Source organism: Microcoleus sp. Pol12A5, from assembly GCF_036701435.1.
Taxonomy (GTDB): Bacteria; Cyanobacteriota; Cyanobacteriia; order Cyanobacteriales; family Microcoleaceae; genus Microcoleus.
Window position 1 is genome coordinate 1 of record NZ_JAUBQU010000119.1, and the last position, 18,998, is coordinate 18,998.

17 protein-coding genes are annotated in these 18,998 nt (G+C 44.2%); 8 read left to right on the top strand and 9 right to left on the bottom strand.

What is annotated here, in order from left to right:
- The 4 genes from QUA45_RS23180 to ccmS all read left to right on the top strand — a co-directional run.
- Window positions 1-547: RtcB family protein (locus QUA45_RS23180; protein WP_333222228.1), on the top strand; the 547-nt coding region annotated here is incomplete at its 5' end.
- 201 nt (window positions 548-748) lie between these two features.
- Window positions 749-2,074 (top strand): transposase, encoded by a 1,326-nt coding sequence (locus QUA45_RS23185; RefSeq protein WP_333099967.1) that lies wholly within the window; start codon window positions 749-751, stop codon window positions 2,072-2,074.
- A 188-nt stretch (window positions 2,075-2,262) separates the two neighbouring features.
- Window positions 2,263-4,059: an ABC transporter ATP-binding protein gene (locus QUA45_RS23190; protein ID WP_333099930.1), complete on the top strand. Its 1,797-nt coding sequence runs from the start codon at window positions 2,263-2,265 to the stop codon at window positions 4,057-4,059.
- 162 nt (window positions 4,060-4,221) lie between these two features.
- Window positions 4,222-4,653, top strand: coding sequence for a beta-carboxysome assembly chaperone CcmS (gene ccmS, locus QUA45_RS23195; protein ID WP_333038598.1), 432 nt, complete (start codon window positions 4,222-4,224; stop codon window positions 4,651-4,653).
- Window positions 4,654-4,960: 307 nt separating this feature from the next.
- Here ccmS and QUA45_RS23200 read toward each other — a convergent pair whose 3' ends face one another.
- The 3 genes from QUA45_RS23200 to QUA45_RS23210 form a co-directional block, all read right to left on the bottom strand.
- Window positions 4,961-5,896, bottom strand: a complete 936-nt coding sequence (locus QUA45_RS23200) for a fused MFS/spermidine synthase (protein ID WP_333149534.1) — start codon at window positions 5,894-5,896, stop codon at window positions 4,961-4,963.
- Window positions 5,897-6,082: 186 nt separating this feature from the next.
- Window positions 6,083-6,682: an adenylate/guanylate cyclase domain-containing protein gene (locus tag QUA45_RS23205; RefSeq protein ID WP_333074421.1), complete on the bottom strand. Its 600-nt coding sequence runs from the start codon at window positions 6,680-6,682 to the stop codon at window positions 6,083-6,085.
- 6 nt (window positions 6,683-6,688) lie between these two features.
- Window positions 6,689-7,417, bottom strand: coding sequence for a response regulator (locus tag QUA45_RS23210; protein WP_333149532.1), 729 nt, complete (start codon window positions 7,415-7,417; stop codon window positions 6,689-6,691).
- Between the two features lie 325 nt (window positions 7,418-7,742).
- On the opposite strand from QUA45_RS23210, the gene QUA45_RS23215 reads away from it, so the two are divergent.
- Window positions 7,743-8,102, top strand: coding sequence for a hypothetical protein (locus tag QUA45_RS23215; protein WP_333099938.1), 360 nt, complete (start codon window positions 7,743-7,745; stop codon window positions 8,100-8,102).
- 256 nt (window positions 8,103-8,358) lie between these two features.
- Here QUA45_RS23215 and QUA45_RS23220 read toward each other — a convergent pair whose 3' ends face one another.
- The 4 genes from QUA45_RS23220 to QUA45_RS23235 form a co-directional block, all read right to left on the bottom strand.
- Window positions 8,359-9,264, bottom strand: a complete 906-nt coding sequence (locus tag QUA45_RS23220) for an ABC transporter substrate-binding protein (RefSeq protein ID WP_333099939.1) — start codon at window positions 9,262-9,264, stop codon at window positions 8,359-8,361.
- A gap of 320 nt (window positions 9,265-9,584) precedes the next feature.
- Complete coding sequence (locus QUA45_RS23225; protein ID WP_333149528.1) at window positions 9,585-10,370, bottom strand: ABC transporter ATP-binding protein; 786 nt, start codon at window positions 10,368-10,370, stop codon at window positions 9,585-9,587.
- Between the two features lie 127 nt (window positions 10,371-10,497).
- Complete coding sequence (locus tag QUA45_RS23230; protein WP_333099941.1) at window positions 10,498-11,490, bottom strand: iron ABC transporter permease; 993 nt, start codon at window positions 11,488-11,490, stop codon at window positions 10,498-10,500.
- Between the two features lie 48 nt (window positions 11,491-11,538).
- A complete protein-coding gene (locus QUA45_RS23235; protein WP_333222229.1) occupies window positions 11,539-12,090 on the bottom strand; it encodes a hypothetical protein in 552 nt (183 codons plus the stop codon).
- A 155-nt stretch (window positions 12,091-12,245) separates the two neighbouring features.
- On the opposite strand from QUA45_RS23235, the gene QUA45_RS23240 reads away from it, so the two are divergent.
- The 3 genes from QUA45_RS23240 to QUA45_RS23250 are packed head-to-tail and all read left to right on the top strand — an operon-like array spanning window position 12,246 to window position 14,622.
- Window positions 12,246-12,692 (top strand): SufE family protein, encoded by a 447-nt coding sequence (locus tag QUA45_RS23240; protein ID WP_333099944.1) that lies wholly within the window; start codon window positions 12,246-12,248, stop codon window positions 12,690-12,692.
- A gap of 14 nt (window positions 12,693-12,706) precedes the next feature.
- Window positions 12,707-13,621, top strand: a complete 915-nt coding sequence (locus QUA45_RS23245; RefSeq protein WP_333222230.1) for an alpha/beta hydrolase — start codon at window positions 12,707-12,709, stop codon at window positions 13,619-13,621.
- 44 nt (window positions 13,622-13,665) lie between these two features.
- Window positions 13,666-14,622: a DUF6282 family protein gene (locus QUA45_RS23250; protein WP_333222231.1), complete on the top strand. Its 957-nt coding sequence runs from the start codon at window positions 13,666-13,668 to the stop codon at window positions 14,620-14,622.
- 157 nt (window positions 14,623-14,779) lie between these two features.
- On the opposite strand, the gene QUA45_RS23255 is transcribed toward QUA45_RS23250, so the two are convergent.
- Window positions 14,780-17,635, bottom strand: coding sequence for a right-handed parallel beta-helix repeat-containing protein (locus tag QUA45_RS23255; protein WP_333222232.1), 2,856 nt, complete (start codon window positions 17,633-17,635; stop codon window positions 14,780-14,782).
- Window positions 17,636-17,838: 203 nt separating this feature from the next.
- Window positions 17,839-18,998 (bottom strand): ATP-grasp domain-containing protein (locus QUA45_RS23260; protein WP_333222233.1); only part of this gene is annotated, 1,160 nt, incomplete at its 5' end.

Genomic DNA, 18,998 nt, shown 5'->3' on the forward strand with positions numbered 1-18,998 from the left:
CACGAGCCGATCGCCCGTGACACGAGCCGATCGCATCTCTACGGGCGATCGTCAAAAGATCTCAAATGGGTTCTATACTTGGGGAGTTCGATCGGGACAAATCGCTTTCATGATTCATTCGGGTTCGCGGAATGTCGGCAAATACATCGGCGGAATGTGGCGCGATCGAGCTTGCGACGCCTGGCCGAAAACTCTGAAACATCCTGAATCCAGGCTTTTCCCGCTGTCTGCGGCAGCAAATCCCGAACTTGTGAACAGCTACCTGAAAGCGGAAGCAACCGCCGCTAACTACGGTTTTATTAACCGTTTGCTGCTAGCAGAACTTCTGCGGTTGCGTTTGCGGCAAGTTTTCGGCGATGTCGAAGCTCCCTTAGTATACGATTTGCCTCACAATCTCACTTTGGCTGAAGGTGCCGGCTGGGTAACGCGCAAAGGCGCTTGTCCCGCACATTCCGGTCAGCCTGTAATTATACCGGGTTCGATGGGCGCGCCGTCTTTTTTGCTGGTTGGTTCGGGGAACGATCGATTTACAAGCCTATTCAACTAGACAGCAGGAGTCCCACGCTCTACCGCAGGGCGTGAGCGTCGGGAGGAATGCGCGTAAGTGAAGAGATCCACCCCTGACCAAAACCGACAATCTTTAGATGTTGTACGGGAAGGGGTGGTCGAAGAACGAACAGATTCCTGATCCTGCCCCTTGTTTTTACTATCTTCACGAGATACAATAATACCAAAGTTCGTGAAAATAATGTCCCAAGTAATCACCGCCAAGCTAAAACTAAAACTGACTGCCGAGCAAAAAGCTTTGGTGTCTCAGACTGCTTTAGCCTACCGAGATGCCTTGAATTACACTTCACAAGTTGCTTTTGATGCAGGCAAAACCAGCAATGGTGCTAAGTTACAGAAAGCGGTCTACAACGAATTGCGGGTTCGATTTGGGCTGGGAGCGCAAATGGCTTGCAATGTACCCAGACAAGTGTCTGGAACCTATAAGACTCTGTGGACTAAGGTAAAACAATCTAACGATGCTATTGCTAAAGGCTACACTAAGAGACGGTATAAAGGGCTAGACAAAGCCCCCAAATATATATCTCGAACTTGTACCCTAAATTATCAACGTGACTACTCTTTTAAAGCCGAGAGGCAAGTGAGTATCATCACTCTCCAAGGTCGGATAGTGGTCTCGTATGATGGTTACAATAAGCATTTAGATTTAATTGCTAATGGTGCAAGGATTGGAGCGGCTAAAATTGTCTATCAGCGTTCCTCCACGATCTACTATCTGATGGTAAGTATCGAAGTAGAAACGCCTAAGATTGACCCACTGAAAATAACTAGAGTCTCTGGTGTTGACGTGGGTATGCGCTACTTAGCGGTGGAAATAGACTTGCAAAATAAGGCTAAATTCTACTCAGGGAAGAATGCTATACATAAAGCTAACCGCTACCATAAAGCACGGATGACTCTTCAGCGTAAAGACACTCGTTCAGCGAAGCGAAGACTAATCGCTTTGTCTGGGAAAGAAAGACGGTTTATCGCTGATGTAAACCACCAGATCAGTAAGGATATTGCCAAACCTAACACCCTAATTGGACTAGAAAACCTCACCGGAATACGGGACAGGACTAGGAGAAAATCGAGCAAGACGGCAAGCAAAAAGAGACGTAGAGCTAATCGAAATAAAGCTAAATGGTCTTATGCCGAATTGCACGGATATATCGACTACAAAGCCAATCTAAATGGTTCGTTAGCAACTAAAGTTCCGGCTCATTACACATCGAAAAGTTGTCCTAAATGTGGACATACTTCGGATGCTAATAGACCAAACAAAGGACTATTGTTTCGATGCGAATGTTGTAGTCATGAGTTACACGCTGATTTGGTTGGTGCGCGAAATATTGCAATGAGAGCGTTGCTTGTCCGGCAAGACTGGATGAGCACGGGGAGCTTGTCAGCATCCCCTGATGTATCGAGCGGTGAAACCAAAGCCCAAATCCTGCAAAGGTTTTCGGAATTGCGGTGGAGTTCAGATACAAGCCCACATCATAGCGGTACTCCGCTTGATGCTGGGTAGTTGACCCAGTAATTGACGTTCAGGTTGAGGCGCAAATAGTTGGTGTAGTCGCTAAAATGAAGCCAGTGTTAACATTTAAAGCCTAGGAACAGGGCATTTGAGAATTAAAAATTAAACAAGGGTAAGGTGCGCGCGGATCACCCTACTAATTTTTAATTCTCGGCCCTATTTCCGATGCCCCATGCCCTATGAATGATTCTCAAGCATCACCAAATCCATCAAAACCTGTCCATCCCCTAAAGCGGCTGCTGAAGTACGGCCGCCGCTACCGCCTGAAAGCTTGGCTGGCAAGTATCTGTTCGCTGCTGAATAAATTCTTCGATTTAGCACCGCCAGCATTAATCGGTATTGCCGTTGATGTGGTGGTGAAACAGCAAGATTCTATCCTCGCTCAGTGGGGCATAAAAGATGTCTTTTGGCAACTGGCAATTATCACTTTTTTGAGCGCGGTTATTTGGACGTTGGAATCTCTTTTTGAATATGCCTATGATTATTTGTGGCGCAATTTGGCTCAGGATATTGAGCACGATTTGCGTCTGGAAGCTTACAGCCATTTGCAGGAATTAGAATTAGCTTATTTTGAAGAACGCAGCACGGGCGGTTTGATTTCTATTCTCAATGATGATATCAATCAACTCGAACGTTTTTTGGACGACGGCGCTAATGAGATAATTCAGGTAATGACAACGGTTGTTGTGATTGGCGCGGCTTTTTTTGCGGCATCTCCTCTTGTTGCTGGGCTGTCTATGCTGCCCATACCTTTTATTATTTGGGGTTCGATCGCCTTTCAAAATCGCCTCGCTCCTCTCTATGCTGATGTGCGGGAAAAGGTGAGTTTTCTGAACGGGCAACTGTCGAATAATTTAATGGGAATTACTACTATTAAAAGTTTTACTTCCGAAGATTATGAAATTCAGCGCATCGAAGCACAAAGCCAAGCTTACCGCGAAAGCAACCGACGGGCGATCGTACTTTCGGCCGCTTTTATTCCGCTGATTCGGGTTGTGATTTTCTTGGGGTTTATTGCAACGCTATTTCTGGGCGGTTTGGAGGTGGTGGCGGGCCGGTTGTCTGTGGGAACTTACAGCGTTTTGGTGTTTTTGACCCAGCGGTTGCTGTGGCCGCTGACTCGTCTGGGAGATACTCTGGATCAATACCAGCGCGCAATGGCTTCTACTAATCGGGTGATGAATTTGTTGGATACTCCGATCGCAATTCACACGGGTGATATTCGGCGGCCCGTTAGTTCGATTAAGGGTGAGTTGGAATTTAAAAATGTTACTTTTTCTTACAATCAAAGAAAGCCGATTTTGCAGTATTTCTCCTTGACTCTGCCGGCAGGAAAAACTACTGCGATTGTTGGGGCTACTGGTTCGGGAAAAAGTACGCTGGTGAAGCTTATTTTGAGGCTGTACGAGGTACAGTACGGCAATATTTATCTCGACGGGATAGAATTAAATAACCTGAATTTAAAAGATTTGCGGAGAGCGATCGGATTGGTGAGTCAAGATGTGTTTTTGTTTCACGGTACGGTTGCGGAAAATATTGCTTACGGCAGTTTTGAAGCAAGCAATCGAGAGATAGTAAATGCTGCGAAAATTGCAGAAGCGCACGAGTTTATCGTACAATTGCCGGACGGTTACAACACTATTGTAGGGGAACGCGGTCAAAAATTGTCGGGGGGTCAGCGGCAGCGAATTGCAATTGCGAGGGCTGTTTTGAAGAATCCGCCGATTTTGATTCTTGACGAAGCTACTTCAGCGGTGGATAACGAGACTGAGGCCGCAATTCAGCGATCGCTTGAACGAATCACCAAGAATCGCACTACAATTGCGATCGCCCACCGTCTTTCTACTGTCCGCAATGCCGATTGCATTTGTGTCATGGAAGAAGGGCTAGTGGTAGAATCGGGGCAGCACGAACAACTGATCGAACAGGACGGAATTTATGCGGCGCTCTGGCGCGTGCAATCTGGTATAAGATAGAAACGCAGCGGTTTTGGGTAATTGGGAATTGCTAATTTGTAATTAGGGATGGGGCATTGGGCATGGCTAACTAATGACAACAGTCAACTGCCAACTGCCAACTCCCAACTGACTGCTGACTGCTGAGTGTAAAATATTAGTTTATACAAACAAGAAGAGAAAATGTTTCTATTTGATAGCCCTGAGTCCAAACCCAACGAAAATAGCTGGAGCCGCAAATTAGATAAATTCGTGAAAGCTAATCAAAATGAATTGGCTGCTTTGGCTTGGGGGCTATTTCTAGAAAGGGGAGAGGAAAGCGAGGAGATTTTGGCAATTGATGTGGCAGAAACTGCGCGTTTTGTGTATTGTAAGAAAGAGGCGGTTGAGGAGTTGAACCGTCAAGTGAGAAGTCATATTCAGGAAGTTGTAGGTGTGTTGAACGCTCACAAGCCTGAGACAGAAGTGGCGATTTTGGCGATCGGGGAAGGTCAAATTAAGTTAATTTTTTTTGAACCTAAGCCTGAACCTCCTGTTTGTTTTGAGGAAGCTGCAACCGATGTGGATACATTGTTGGCTAAGCTGGAACAGCAGATGGTTGAATATATGAAATAGGAGTTATATCAAATCCGGTGGTATCGGAATTGATATTACCTACAGTCAGGAGATGACGCCGTGCGGTTTCCCTACAATTAATCGGGCGATGGTTATATCTCTTATCGAGGAAGATTGATTATGTTGGGGTAGGGAAACGGCAATGCCGTGTCCTCAGTTTTCCTATTGTCGATGGTTATATCCGATCGCACTCGGAGGGCAATTTCATCCCGCAGTCTCTTTCAATCCCTGAGTGATCTCAACTTCGTATCAGCAACACGCTTTCCGGCCTGTTCCACAAAGAGTAAACTGGGACTTATTATATATATCAGAATAACCAGCAATCAAAATAACCAGCGGGCGGCGAATCGTCATAAAAAATTTGAGCTTTGTCTAAAGTAGGTACCGCCTCTGCCAATTCTCTACCTACTTTTACCTCAAGCGCCCTGTCTGTTAATGGAAATGAAAATTGATGGCTATCTTGCAAATATTTTGCCTTAGCAACAATCTCATCTTTCTCCAAAACCTGGCTGTTGCTACCAATCAAAATGCTATTACTTTCCTGGCAAACACACAGGCACACCTGAGAAAACACACTTTGAAAAGTCCTGATTTTTTCGGCATAAAACTGATCCCTGTGCAGCAGATTTGCTAGTACAACTCCCTCGCTGGACAAGTGTTTTTCGCAGATTTGATAAAATTCTTTGGTGGATAGGCGGTGCGGAAAGTAGCCGTTGCCAAAGGCTACGTCGATCATGATGATATCGTACTGAGTATCTGATTTTTGCTGCTCTAAATACTCTCGGCCGTCTTGAATTGTTACAGTTAGCCGATCGTCTAATTTCACCCCAAAACACTGTGTAGCTGCTTCGATCGCGATCGGCTCGATCTCTGCACATTCTATAAAAGTTTGCGGCAAATAGTGGTGCAAAACTAAGGGAACTCTGCCACCGCCAAATCCAGCTATGTAGATTCTTTGAGGTTGGCTTTGCCACACTAAACCTAACATCATCGCCTGAGTATATTCCGACACTAAATGTAAAGGATTGTTGAAATCGAAAATAGATTGCAGTAAATCTGTGTGCTGATTTACTTTTTCTACTAAAGATAGCTTAATGTGCGATCGCTCTTTTGTGACTGCAACATAGTGAACACCAGACTCTTTGCAAAAAATAACTGTGTCTGGCTGTTGCTGCAGCCAAGCCAGCCGCTGTCCAATAGCGGATAAATTGATAGATTGCCAAGTTTTGTATTCCTCAATCATCTGATTTTAAATTTTATTTAAATTCGATATTCTCTAAAAATATAGCCTCATCAACCCGGTTTCTATCAAAATGGCTGAGTCGCCCGATATCTGCGAAGAAACCGGGTTTCTAGTCAAGGCTGACGCAAGTCATGTTCTCATTTTCCAGCATGGTAAAGAACGAGAAGACAACAGAAATTAACTTGATTACAGCCGCTTGTACGCCACCAACTCCAAACCCGAAATCGAAAAATCCACTCTTTCCCAATCTTGCTTATCACCTTCCAATTTTTCAAAGGCTGCTGAGGTGAGCAAAATCTCTCCCCGTTCCGCCAGATCCTCTCCCAGCTTCGATGCTAGATTAAATTCTGAACCGTACATATCCTCTCCTTCCAGCATCAAAACATCGCCACAGCCGATACCAATGCAGAGGTAAATATCCATTTCCGGCGGCAGTGTCGTGTTGACAGCCGCCGTGTGTTTCACAGAGTCGATCGCAGCTTCCACCGCCGCTTTTACATCAGCAAAAACTGCAAAAATATTGTCTGCTTCCTCCTTAACTACAGTGCCACCGTATTCGGAAATTATCGGTTTGACAATTCCGTGCATCCGGTGAATCATTGCCAAAAAATGAATAATTCCGTAGCGGACTGTCGTGCGCGAAAATCCCGACATATCCATTACTAAAATGGCGTAATTTTTGCGGAAAGTGGCATTAATTTTTTCATCAATTTCAGCCATTCTTTCGGGATATTCGTTTCTTTCTTGCAACAAGGTTTCTAAGTAAGCACGGTTATTTGTTTTCATTTTTGTTTAATTAAATTCCCAATCACGACACACTTCTTGAGGGCGACCAGGCGGATGCACTGCACAAGTGATGCCATCCTTACCGTAATAATAATCGCACACTTTGCAAGGTTTAGTTTGCTCTAATTTTTTCATCAAAATTGCCCGGATTGTCTGGACTCGGTTGCGATACTTGTTTGCATTCGAGTGACTCGGTTCAATTGCCAACGCTTGCTCGAAAGCTGCTAAGCTGGAATCGTACAATTTAATAATTTGGGCGCTGTATTTTGTCCAAGCATCGGCGTGGCTTTGATAAAGTTCGACTGTATTTAAGTTTAAAATTCCGTATTCCGTCCAAGCCTCAGCAGAAGCTCGATCGAACTTAATATGGGCATTGAGCAAAACTTTTTTGATCGTTGCCAAAAGTTCCCTTGGCTGCCAAGGTTTGCTAACATAAGCCTCGGCGCGATCGATCGCCCGGGAAAATAAAGCTAACTGCTGTCCCTTCCCTGTTAAAAATACGATCGGTATGTTCCGAGTTTCGGGATTAGCTTTAATTAAACGACAAACACCGTAACCGTCTAGACGGGGCATTATGACATCTAATAATACTAAATCAGGGCAATTTTTCTCAATTTTATCTAGCGCTTCCACACCGTCAGATGCCTGAATTACATTCAATCCGCTGCATCTCAACTGATGTGAAATGCACTCCCGCTGACTGCGGGAATCTTCCACCACTAAAACTGTACTCATCACTCCCCACCTGGTTTCTGAGGTAAATTTTTTCGCTGCTTCGAGTAACCCTTGCTGAAATCAGTTTACCCGCCTTGGATGAATTTGTTATCACTGGCAAGCTAAACTTACTCAAATTGCAACAAATCTTAAACTGAGGAGCGAAGGTGATACTTATCAGAAAATGCTGGTTGCTAATACCCGAATAATTGTTGAAGTTTTGGGCGGTAAATATTGGGATTTTAAGCCTTAATAACGGCAAATCATACTGATGGGGGACAAAAACCTTGTTGAATTGCAACAGATAATGGGCTAATGTGTACGTTGAAGTTCTTAAGGACGACAAATGAATAGATTGCTCCTCACTTTACTTGTAAGTCCGACGCTGTTTGGATCTCTGATGTCTTTGAGCGCGATCGCAAATCCCGCTCAAATTGGCGAAACACCAAGCCAATCGGCTGATTCGCCCCGCTGCGTGCGATCGCCCCACACTCAGCGTCTGACTTGCGTGCGACTCCCCGCCAAAACCGCTGCTTCAGATTCTAAACCGACGATCGCTTGGCAGCGCCCTGCTGACGAACAGACGGCGATGCTGGATTTTTCGGAAGAAGAAAGCGATGCGGCCGTGGCGATGTTTGGCTGCGACTGCCCGGTTTGTATCAATTCCCTGCGGCAGTTGCGCGGTGTGCCGCTTTTACCGGTGTAAGGGCGATCGATCGAACAGCATTGGAAGTCAGGATCAAAAACCAGGTTTCCGATCGCTGCGCCCTTTCTCACTTTTAGAGAAATGGTAGTCAATCTGTTCCAGCATTTATATAGATTTTGGATCTATCAAAATCGGGTCTGCTTTTACGGCTTCTACAGCTATTACCCACAGTGTAATTAGCAAGGTTTCTTCAACAGTTCCTAGTTAAACTGGGGTTTTAGTAATGACTTACTTCTTTCAGTTGTTGTAACCCCCTCTACTTTTTAGCTAGAACTTGTTTAAGTTGAGCAGTTGCTTGCTCAATTTTTTCGATACTCCCTGGGTTGACCAATCCGTAGTAGTCAAAAACGTAAACTCGATTATTTTTAGTGGCTGTTAGTTGATTCCAAAATGAATCAGATTTAAATTGGTCTAAAATTCCTTCTTCCCGATCGACTATAATGATTATTTCAGGATTAGCCTCTAAAACCTTTTCCGCTGAAAGCGTCACGTAGCCTCGAACAGGGCTATCTCCTTGCAACTGGGCGGCGACATTTTTCACGTTAAACTTACCCAGCAAATCTCCAGCCCAACTGCTTTGATTTGGAGATAAAATCGGTTGTCTGCTTACCAAAACTAAAGTGGCAGGGCTTTGATTTGGGATGTCTGCTAAAAATGTTTGGTAGCGTTTTAACAGAGGTTCTGGATTTGTATTGAGGGATTTAGCTAAAGTAGTTGTTAACTCTTCTAGGGATTTCCAGCTATCAACTTGAGTAAGTAAAGTTTTTATTCCAAGCTGCTGCAATTTTTGCATTGTTTGGTCGTGAAATCCCGACGCACCTACGACCAAATTTGGTTTCAATGCGATGATTTTTTCCAAATTAGGAGGGGTGCGTTCGGTAGTGACTGCGGTAATTCCTGTAAATTTGGGGTTGCTGCTGACTAATGCGCTGCCGGGAATTCCCACAAGTTTGGTTGGGTCGAGTTGATGGATAATATCGGCGGTTAAAGGTGTTAAAGCTACAACTTTTTGTGCTGATTCGCTGTTAGTTGTTTGTGGTTGATTGGCTGGCGAAACAGCAGGAGTTGATTGCTGAATTTGGGGTAAAGTGGCGGCGGAGCAAGCGGTAAATGCTAAACTCAGCAACAGGATAGCGGTACGATAAAACAAAGTTTTGTACATAGTTTTGGCTGGAGTTACACCGAGTTTAGACCAGGTTGAGACAGAATTGACGGGAAGTTCGATCGCACTTTAGCGCTTAAGTATTTAAATATCAATAGTTTACGGTAGATTTTGTATAAAAAACCGCACTTATTGCCTGAAATCGGATTTTTTAAGTATCTCTTAATTTTTATTCTACCCTTTGGAACCACTACTAAGCAATAGTTTAAAGCCTGTGGCACTCAGATAGAACAGCGGATTGTGACAATCAGTTAATAGAAATAATTAGGAAGAAATTGAGAACTTAGTGCGAGGGCAAGGTTATACTTATCATACAAGGATTAAGTGTGAAGAGTGGGAGCGATCGCACAAATCTGCAAGCCTACAGAAGTCTCTAAAATTATAGCTTCTACGCCAAAAGTCTTAGCTAAATTATCAGGAGTTAAAACTTGTGCCGGAGTTCCTACAGAAAAAAGTTCTCCTTTATTTAACATAGCAATCCGCGAACTGTATCTAGCAGCTAAATTAATTTCATGCAACACGGTAATAATCGTCAACTTGTGTTTTTGATTGAGTTGATCAAGCAAATCTAACAATTGCAACTGATAGCAAATATCTAAATAAGTCGTAGGTTCATCTAATAGCAAAACTTGCGGGTTTTGAGCCAAAGCTAAGGCGAGAAAAGCGCGCTGGCGTTCGCCTCCTGAGAGTTGTTCGACAGGCCGATCGCGAAATTCCTCAATCCCAGTTTGACTGATAGCAACTTCCACCTTTTCCGCATCTTCCTTGCTCAATTCCCACTGCCACCAACCCTGATGAGGAGAACGCCCCAAACTAACTAATTGCTTTACAGTCAAACCTTCCGGTACTGTTTGCTGCTGCGGCAAAATCGCTAATTTTTGAGCGACAACAGCAGCAGGTTGAGTATGAATTGCTTTGCCATCAAGCAACACACTTCCTTGCTGCGGAATTAGGATGCGGCTAACTAACTTCAAGAAAGTAGACTTACCAGAACCGTTGGCACCGATGAGACTCAACCACTCACCAGGTTGTAAAGATAAAGTGATGTTGCGGGCGATCGCAACTTCGCCGTAACCACCAGTTAAATTTTGAATTTCTAAAGACATTATATTTTGTTATGGGTTATTGGTTATGGATAATCGGTAATTAATTTTGCGTCTTCCTTCTTCCTGACATCCGTTACATCCCGTACATTGCTAGTTGCCGAACTTCCTTCTTCCTTCTTCCTTCTTCTTAATAACTAGAACGCCGATAGAGCAGCCAGACAAACAGCGGAGAACCCAACAAAGCCGTCACCGTACCCACAGGCAATTCTACCGCACCCAAACGAGCCAAAAAATCAGCAAAAGCCAACACCCAAGCACCGCCGATCGCACTCAGCGGCAATACAAACCGATAATCATTACCCACCAACAAACGCACCCCGTGAGGCACAACCAATCCCACAAAACCAATCAATCCGCCGATGCTGACAGCACTCGCAGCTAGCAAAGTAGCAACACCCCCAATCAACAAGCGCGATCGTACCAGCGAAACCCCCAAACCAACAGCTAAATCGTCGCCCAAAGCCAGCAAATTTATCGAGCGCCCTAAAAAACATCCTAACAGCAAAGCAGTCAAAATATAAGGTGAAGCAACCTGCAAATCCGACCAACCGCGACCGTTCAAACTACCGATTAACCAATTCAAAGCAGCTTGCAAACGGCTGTCTTCAGCTAACAGCAGCAGTGTAGTTTGTATTGCCCCGAACAGAGAACTCACAGCCACACCGGCTAAAACCAAACGTTCAACAGAAATGCCAGTTTTAGTTTTTCCCAAAAAGTAGACCAGCATCGAAGTTAAAATAGCACCTATCCAAGCCGCCAAAGGCACCCAAGTTTGAAATATTCCCAAAGTCAGCATGGTAATCGCAACCAACCCCGCACCAGCCGAAATTCCTAATACAAAAGGATCTGCTAAACCGTTGCGGAGCAAACCTTGCAGCAACGCCCCCGACATTCCTAAAGCCGCACCAACCGTCAGCGCTGCCACAACTCTGGGCAAACGCAATTCCCATAAAATAGTCTGATTGGCAGCATCACCTCGGTGCAGAAATGCTTGCCACAATTGATCGGCACTCATGGATACCGCACCAAAAGAAAGCGAAAGGGCGATGGTGAACAGCAAACCCAATCCTAAGAAGATGACTGCCGGAAAAATGCGATGTTGTAGCCAGAGTTTTTTCACAATATATTATACCGCTTTGTTTTTCGATAAAATCGTCTTTTTGCCGAGTTATTTCTGTGCGATGGCCAAAACTACCAAGGGAAAATCTGGCTCGTTTGCGAGCCAATGAATGGAGGGATTGTAAAGCTTCCACCTGGCAAAGTTTGCCACCACACAAGCTCGGTTTCCCCAGGCTCCTGTTTGAATGCTTTCTAAATTAAAACCGCATTCAGCAAGCAAGTATTTGATGCCAGTTTCTGTCCAGCGAGAGCAATCTGTAGGACAATCGTGAATGCGAATCAAAAAGGGTGTGGTTATTAAAAAATATCCCTTGCTGTTGAGCATTCTATATATATTTTTTCCGCGGTAAGGCCAAAGTAAATGTTCAAATATCTGCTCGGCAATTATTAAATCAAATGTTTCATCAAGGCAAGACTCGCAAATATCAAAATCGGGATACTTAAGTGATTTATAGCTTTTGAAAGACTCCCAATTCCCCCAACTATTGCCGGATATTTCTAATACATTCAAGCCCTCTGGCTGCCAGCTTTTAACTATTCTGCGCGTTTCGCGGTTCATTACGACTGGACACCAATCTTCATTAACAGCACTAAATACCATATTTCCTCTGTTTTGAATGCTCTAACTCGTTAACTACAATAACAATAACCGATTCACCTGAATACGGCTTCAGTGGGAGCAGATGAGCAGGCGATCGCACCCGCCGGCAAAATTAAATGTATAATATTAACGAAGTAAACCGCTACGAGTGAATCATGTCCGCAAACACCGCGCTACCCGCAGCCCTAGCTAAAATCGTCCAGCGCTTTCAGCGACACTCCGATCCAAAACAGCGCTACGAACAACTGCTGTGGTATGCCAAGCGACTCCCAGCATTTCCCGAAAGCGACAAACTGCCGGAAAACAAAGTTTCTGGCTGCGTGTCGCAAGTTTATATTACTGCAAATTTGGCAGACGGAAAAGTATTGTATCAAGGCGATTCAGACGCTCAGTTAGTCAAAGGATTAGTTGGCTTGCTGGTGGAAGGTTTGAGCGGATTAACGCCTGCTGAAATTGTCACCATTACCCCAGATTTTATTCAAGACACCGGATTGAATGTGAGTCTGACACCTTCCCGCGCTAACGGATTTTACAACATCTTTCAAATGATGAAAAATAAGGCACTTGCTTGTGAATTGAACAAGCAAGCCGAAGCAAATTAAAAGAATAAACAGTTATGACTCAAACTACAAATTTAACAAAATCCGGTTCTGGCAACTATCCCGCCGCAGTTCAAGAATATCTCTGGAATTGGAAAGAAACGCAAATCAAAGTTATTTATGAAACCAGAGGACAGGGAAATCCTGTATTGCTGCTGCCTGCTTTCAGTACAGTTTCCACGCGAGAAGAAATGCGTCCTTTAGCAGAATTGTTAGCTTCTAACTTTCAAGTGGTGAGCTTAGATTGGCCTGGTTTTGGCGAATCGGATCGCCCGCGAACCGACTATCAACCGCAATTGTACCATCAATTTCTGAAAGATTTTGTTGAGTCAGTTTTTAATAGCCCAGTTGCTGTAGTTGCAGCAGGTCACGCTGCGGGTTATGTGATGCAATTAGTGCAATCAAAGCCTAATGTTTGGTCAAAGATTGTGTTAGCTGCGCCGACTTGGCGCGGGCCTTTGCGGACGATGAGCAAACAGCAAAGCGGGTGGCATAGAATTGTGAGAGAATTAGTACGATCGCCCTTACTGGGACAATTCCTATACAAACTAAACACTGCGCCGTCTTTCCTGAGTTTGATGTATCGGCGTCACGTCTATGTGGATGCTGCAAAAGTCACGCCCGACTTCATTCAAAATAAGTGGAAAATCACGCAAAAACCCGGTGCTCGCTACGGTCCCGCTGCCTTTGTGACTGGTGGTTTAGATCCGGCTAAAGTGCGATCGGAATTTACAGATAATTTTCAACAATTAGCAGTGCCGGTGATGGTTGTAATTGCTGAGAATGCGCCGCCAAAATCAAAGGCTGAAATGGAAGCATTAACGGAATTACCGGGTGTTGAATCGCGAGTTATTCCCGGTTCTTTGGGTATGCACGAAGAGAATGCAGAAGCTTTAGCAAATGCGGTTAAATCTTTTATTTTAGAGAATTAAGAGAAAATGAACTGCAGAGGGCGCAGAGAACGCAGAGGGGATGAATGCAAGCTGTTTTTTTTACGTTAGTTTGGATGGTTTGCTATTGGTTTTGTCTGCCAGTTTATGCTGTCGGAGATTCGCCGATGGTCAATTTGCCAAAGAGTACGATCGAAGGTGCGATCGACTTTCACATTCATTCTTCTCCTGATGTGATTCCCCGCAGGTTGGATGATTTTGAAGTAGCGAAATTAGCTGCTAGGGCGAAGATGAAAGCTGTGGTATTGAAAAATCATTATGCCAGCACAGCAGCGCGGGCAGTTTTGGTTAATAAAATAGTACCAGAAATCGAAGTTTTCGGAGGAGTTGTTCTCAATCATGCTGTCGGTGGCATTAATCCCGACGCTGTAGACGCAATGCACCGCGTCGGGGGCAAATACGGTAAAGTAGTGTGGCTGCCAACAGTTGATGCTGAGCATCACTTCCAGGTTTTTCACAAATCGGGAATGGGGATTAAAGTTGCGGAAAATGGCAAGGTTCTACCGGAAACAGCAGCGGTGTTGAAGATGGTAGCCAAAGATAATTTGGTATTGGAAACTGGTCATATTTCCTCAGAAGAAGTGATGGCAGTTGTAGCTGAAGCCAACCTGCTCAACATTAAGAACATCCTGATTACCCACGCAATGGCAGATGTACCCGGTTTGTCCCTAGAAAATATGCAAACAGCCGCCCAGATGGGAGCTTTTCTAGAACTCGCATTTGTCAACGATTTGATGGGAGACAATGCCGCTGATGACGGTCACAAAAACTGGCATCAAGTTTCTATTAGTAAGATGGCAGCAGCGATTAAACTAATCGGAGCAGAGCATTTTGTTCTCAGCACGGATTTAGGAAGGAAACCCGATCCTTTGCCTGCGGAAGGTTACAAATTATTTGTGGAAAAATTGATAGGTGAAGGCATTTCTCCGCACGAAATTGATTTAATGATGAAACACAATCCAGCTCGATTGTTAGGCATTTAGAATTGGTAATTGGTAATTGGTAATTGGTAATTGGCAATCGGGGATTTGGAATCGCTAATTAGGAATTCTCTTCCCTTTTTTCTCTTCCTTGTTCCTTCTTCCTGACATCCGTTACATCTTGTACAGTGCTCGTTGCCGAACTTCCCTCTTCCTTCTTCTATTCTTGATTTCCTTTGCCGCGCAGGTATCCGTTATCTGCAATGCGCCAAGCACCTCCAGGATTGCCCGTTAAATCACTATCTTCCACGGTAGCAATGCCATCTCTGTAAATGCCGATCGCCTCACCTTCATTACCATTAATCCGACACCGGCGCACGATCAATTTTCCTCCCAATCCGACACCTATTCCCAAACTGCCGTTGTCAAAAATACTGCAATCTTCCACCGTTGCTTTCGCATTATCCGATATAAAAATTCCGTTCCATACCCCATCATGAATTTGACTGCGGCGGAGAATAGAATTTGCATCAGGGCCGCAAATTCCCACCACAGAATAGTCCGCAGAAGTGAGATCGCTGTCTTCTATGATTAACTCGCCTTTGCGAATATCTACAGCGTAATATTTCCCTGTCGCGCTCAGGGTTAACCCCCGCACTAAAGCACGGTCAGTTGCCATTTTAATGCAGTTTGAGTTGATACTTTCAACCACAATGCGAGCGACCTCTCCGCTGCCGATAATTTCTACCGATTTGTCGAGAATTAAACTTTCGCGGTAAACGCCTGGATGCACGTCAATGCGCGTGCCCGGTGCTGCATTTTTCAGCGCTTCGCTAATAGTAGTATAATCGCCTTGACCCTGCTGAGAAACAACAAATTTTTTACTGTTCAAAACTTTGGGATTAGAAGTAGATGCTTCAATTTGCTTTGATTCCGAGTCAAAATGCTCAGATTGTCGATCGCCCTCTTCGGAAAGTTGCGATGTTAGCAGCAAGCGTTCTTGATAAACTGTCTCTAGTTGGTGTTCTAACTCGGATACTTGAGATTGAAGTTGAGCTTGATTGTGGTTGGCTCTCTCGATTTGACTTTGAGTTTCCGAGAGTTGAGAATAAAGGCGCGATCGTTCTCTGTTAGCAGTTTCTAGCTGAGATTCCAATGCAGAGCGACTTTGACGCACACTTTCTAACTGATTTTCTAATTCGGATACTTGAGATTGAAGTTGAGTTTGATTTTGATTAGCTGTTTCGATTTGACTTTGCAATTGCGAGATTTGAGAAGTGAGCTGAGATTCCAATTCAGAGCGGCTTTGACGCACACTCTCTAACTGATGTTCTAACTCGGAGATTTGAGATTGAAGTTGATTTTGATTCTGATTGGCCGTCTCGATTTGAGCGGGGAATTCCGAGAGTTGAGAATAAAGGTGCGATCGTTCTGTGTTAGCTGTTTCTAGCTGAACTTCTAATTCAGAGCGAGTTTGATACACACTATTTAGGTGATGTTCTAGCTCGGATACTTGAGATTGAAGTTGAGCTTGATTGTGGTTGGCTGTCTCGATTTGACTTTGCAATTCCGAGATTTGAGAAGTTAGCTGAGATTCCAATGCAGAGCGACTTTGACGCACAGTTTCTAACTGTTCTTCTAGCTCGGATACTTGAGATTGAAGTTGAGTTTGATTCTGATTGGCTGTCTCGGTTTGACTTTGCAATTGCGAGATTTGAGAAGTGAGTTGAGATTCCAATTCAGAGCGATTTTGACGCACACTTTCTAAGTGGTGCTCTAACTCCGAGATTTGAGATTGAAGTTGATTTTGATTCTGGTTGGCTGTCTCGGCTTGACTTTGAATTTCCGAGAGTTGAGAATAAAGTTGCGAGCGTTCTGTGTTAGCTGTTTCTAGCTGAGATTCTAATTCAGAGCGAGTTTGATGCAGGCTATCTAGCTGAGCTTCTAAGTGGGATACTTGAGATTGAAGTTGAGTTTGGCTCTGGTTGGCTGTCTCGATTTGACTTTGGGATTCCGACAATTGAGAATAAAGGTGCGATCGTTCGGTGTTAGCAGTTTCTAATTGAGCTTGCAATTCTGATAACTGAGACTGGAGTTGCGAGCTATCTCCCTCCTTGCGATGTATCTGAGACTCCAATTCTGACAACTTAGCCAGCAGTCTCTCTCGCTCTAAAACAACCATTTCGGATTGAATTTGTACTTCCTGAACTTGAGAGTTTAACTGCGTTTTATCCAAATTAGCAGCTTCTAACTGTCTTTGCAGTTCTAATAATTCAAATGGAGGTTGCTGTGCTTGTTCGCGAGCGGTTTGCAATTGAGAGTTGAGTATTTCGCGTTCTTGCTCTGCACTCTCCAATTGAGCTTGTAGCTCTGACAATTCCAAAGTAAATTGCGATCGCTCTGCTTCGACTAATTGCAGTTGAGTTTGCAAACCCGACAGTTGAGACTGAAGTTGCTCCCGCTCTTCAGTGGAGCGATCGAACTTAATTTGAATTTCCGACAACTGGTACTGTACCTGCAATCGGCTTTGGCTAGCCGTTTCCAACTGAGTCTCAAATTCAGACAGCAGAGCCTGAAATTGAGAACGTTCTGCATCAACCGCCTCTAACTCTGCTTGCTTTTCCAGCAATTGAGCGTTAAGCTGCGATCGCTCCTGCTCCGCAACTTCTAACCGATCTTTAAGTTCTGCCACTTCTGCTAACTGCGACTCAGCTTGTTGAGCATTTTCTAGCTGAAACTGCAAATCAGCAATCAGAGCATCAATTTGCGAGCGATCTTGGGCAATTCCTGCCAAAAAATCTTCCATTTCCGACACTTGATTTTTTAAAATATCTTGCTCGCGAGTCACAGCCTCAAACCGACTTTGCAACTGGGATAATTCAGAATTTAACTTATTTTCATTATGAACCTTTTGCCGCAATTCCGAATTTCGGGCATCCAACTGAGCCGCCAAATTCGATATAGCCTCCTGCGAACCCTTCATCCGCACCAAATTGCGTGAATTTCGCTTATTCAAAATTAGCCAGCAGACTAATGCCCCGCCTCCAAATCCTATAAATAAAAGTAATGCTTGCATTTGTTTTATCTAATTAATATAAATTGAGTGACTTTGATGCTGACAGAAAATGCTGACAGAAAAATGGACATCTACAAATCGCTATCTTACTCAAAGCTATCACAACTTGCCAACCTGTGTTCACTTTGCTCAACAATTTATATTTCTTTACAAAGCCCTTTTGTTTATAGGTAAGGTGCGCCCAGCGCAACCTGCCAGTCCGATTAATGAAGCAAATCCACAATATGAGGAATAATTTGGATATGCTGAGTCAACAAATAATCCAACCTATCCGCCAGTAAACTAAAAATTAAATCGTTATAACTCATCCCGTATTCCGCCAAACCTAAAGCTACCAAACTCGTCACATTTTCCCCTGGGTGTTTCAGATCCGGTTTGGGATTTGCTTCCAAAACATAAAGCGAGCCATCAGCATCACTTCGGACATCGATCCGCACCAAACTGTTCAAACTAAACTCCCAATAAATTTTTCGAGCTAACTCAATTAACTCTTGTTTTAGTTCAGGTTCGTCACCGCCCATCAACCGTCCTCGGTCGGCAGTAATCGCCTTTTGATCCATAGAAGTAAATATGCGTTCTTCCGGCTCCAGCACCCGCTCTACAGTCGAAAAAGCAAAAGGTTTGGTATTTTTATAAAATCTGCCTTTAGCATAAGTAACATAGCCGCAGACCGCTACACAAAATTCTCGTCCCGGCAAATACTTTTCAATTAAAGCAGTATTGTGAGTGTCTCGGTGAACTTCCGAAACCGCCTGAGACAAACCCTCAATCTTGTCTACAAAATGAACGTGCAGCGAAGCGCGACCGGAGACTGGTTTAACAACAAACGGTCCTTGATAGTCACCAAAAGCAATGGCAAAACGCTGATGCAAATTAGGCTGCAAGATCCCTTGAGAAGGATGCCAAGTCATAAATGGAGCAGTTTTAATTCCGACTGATTGCAGTTCCCGCTTAAAAGCGTGTTTGTTATCTAAAGTTGAACTATTTAAAGGATTGTGACCGACATAAGGCATTCCCAACATTTCCAACAATGCGGGAGTGTGACAAACAGGATTGTAGCCCTGGACTCCGCCAGTATTCAGCCACACTAAATAGATATTGTTTTGTTTGAGTTGTTGCGGCAAATTCATGTCGTCAGGAATGACAAAAACTTGCTGAAATCCAATCTCTGCTAAGGCTTTCGCAATCTCGCGGGCGACGATTTCGTAACTTTTCCAAGCGCGGGGATTGTGAGTTTTGTAAATCACAGAACCAGGGCGGTCGCAGTCGCCACCGAACACCACAGCAATCCGCAATTTAGCAAAGAGTACCTCCAAATATTGAGGCAGCAAAGTAAAGTCATAATGCCAGCGATTCCGGCTAA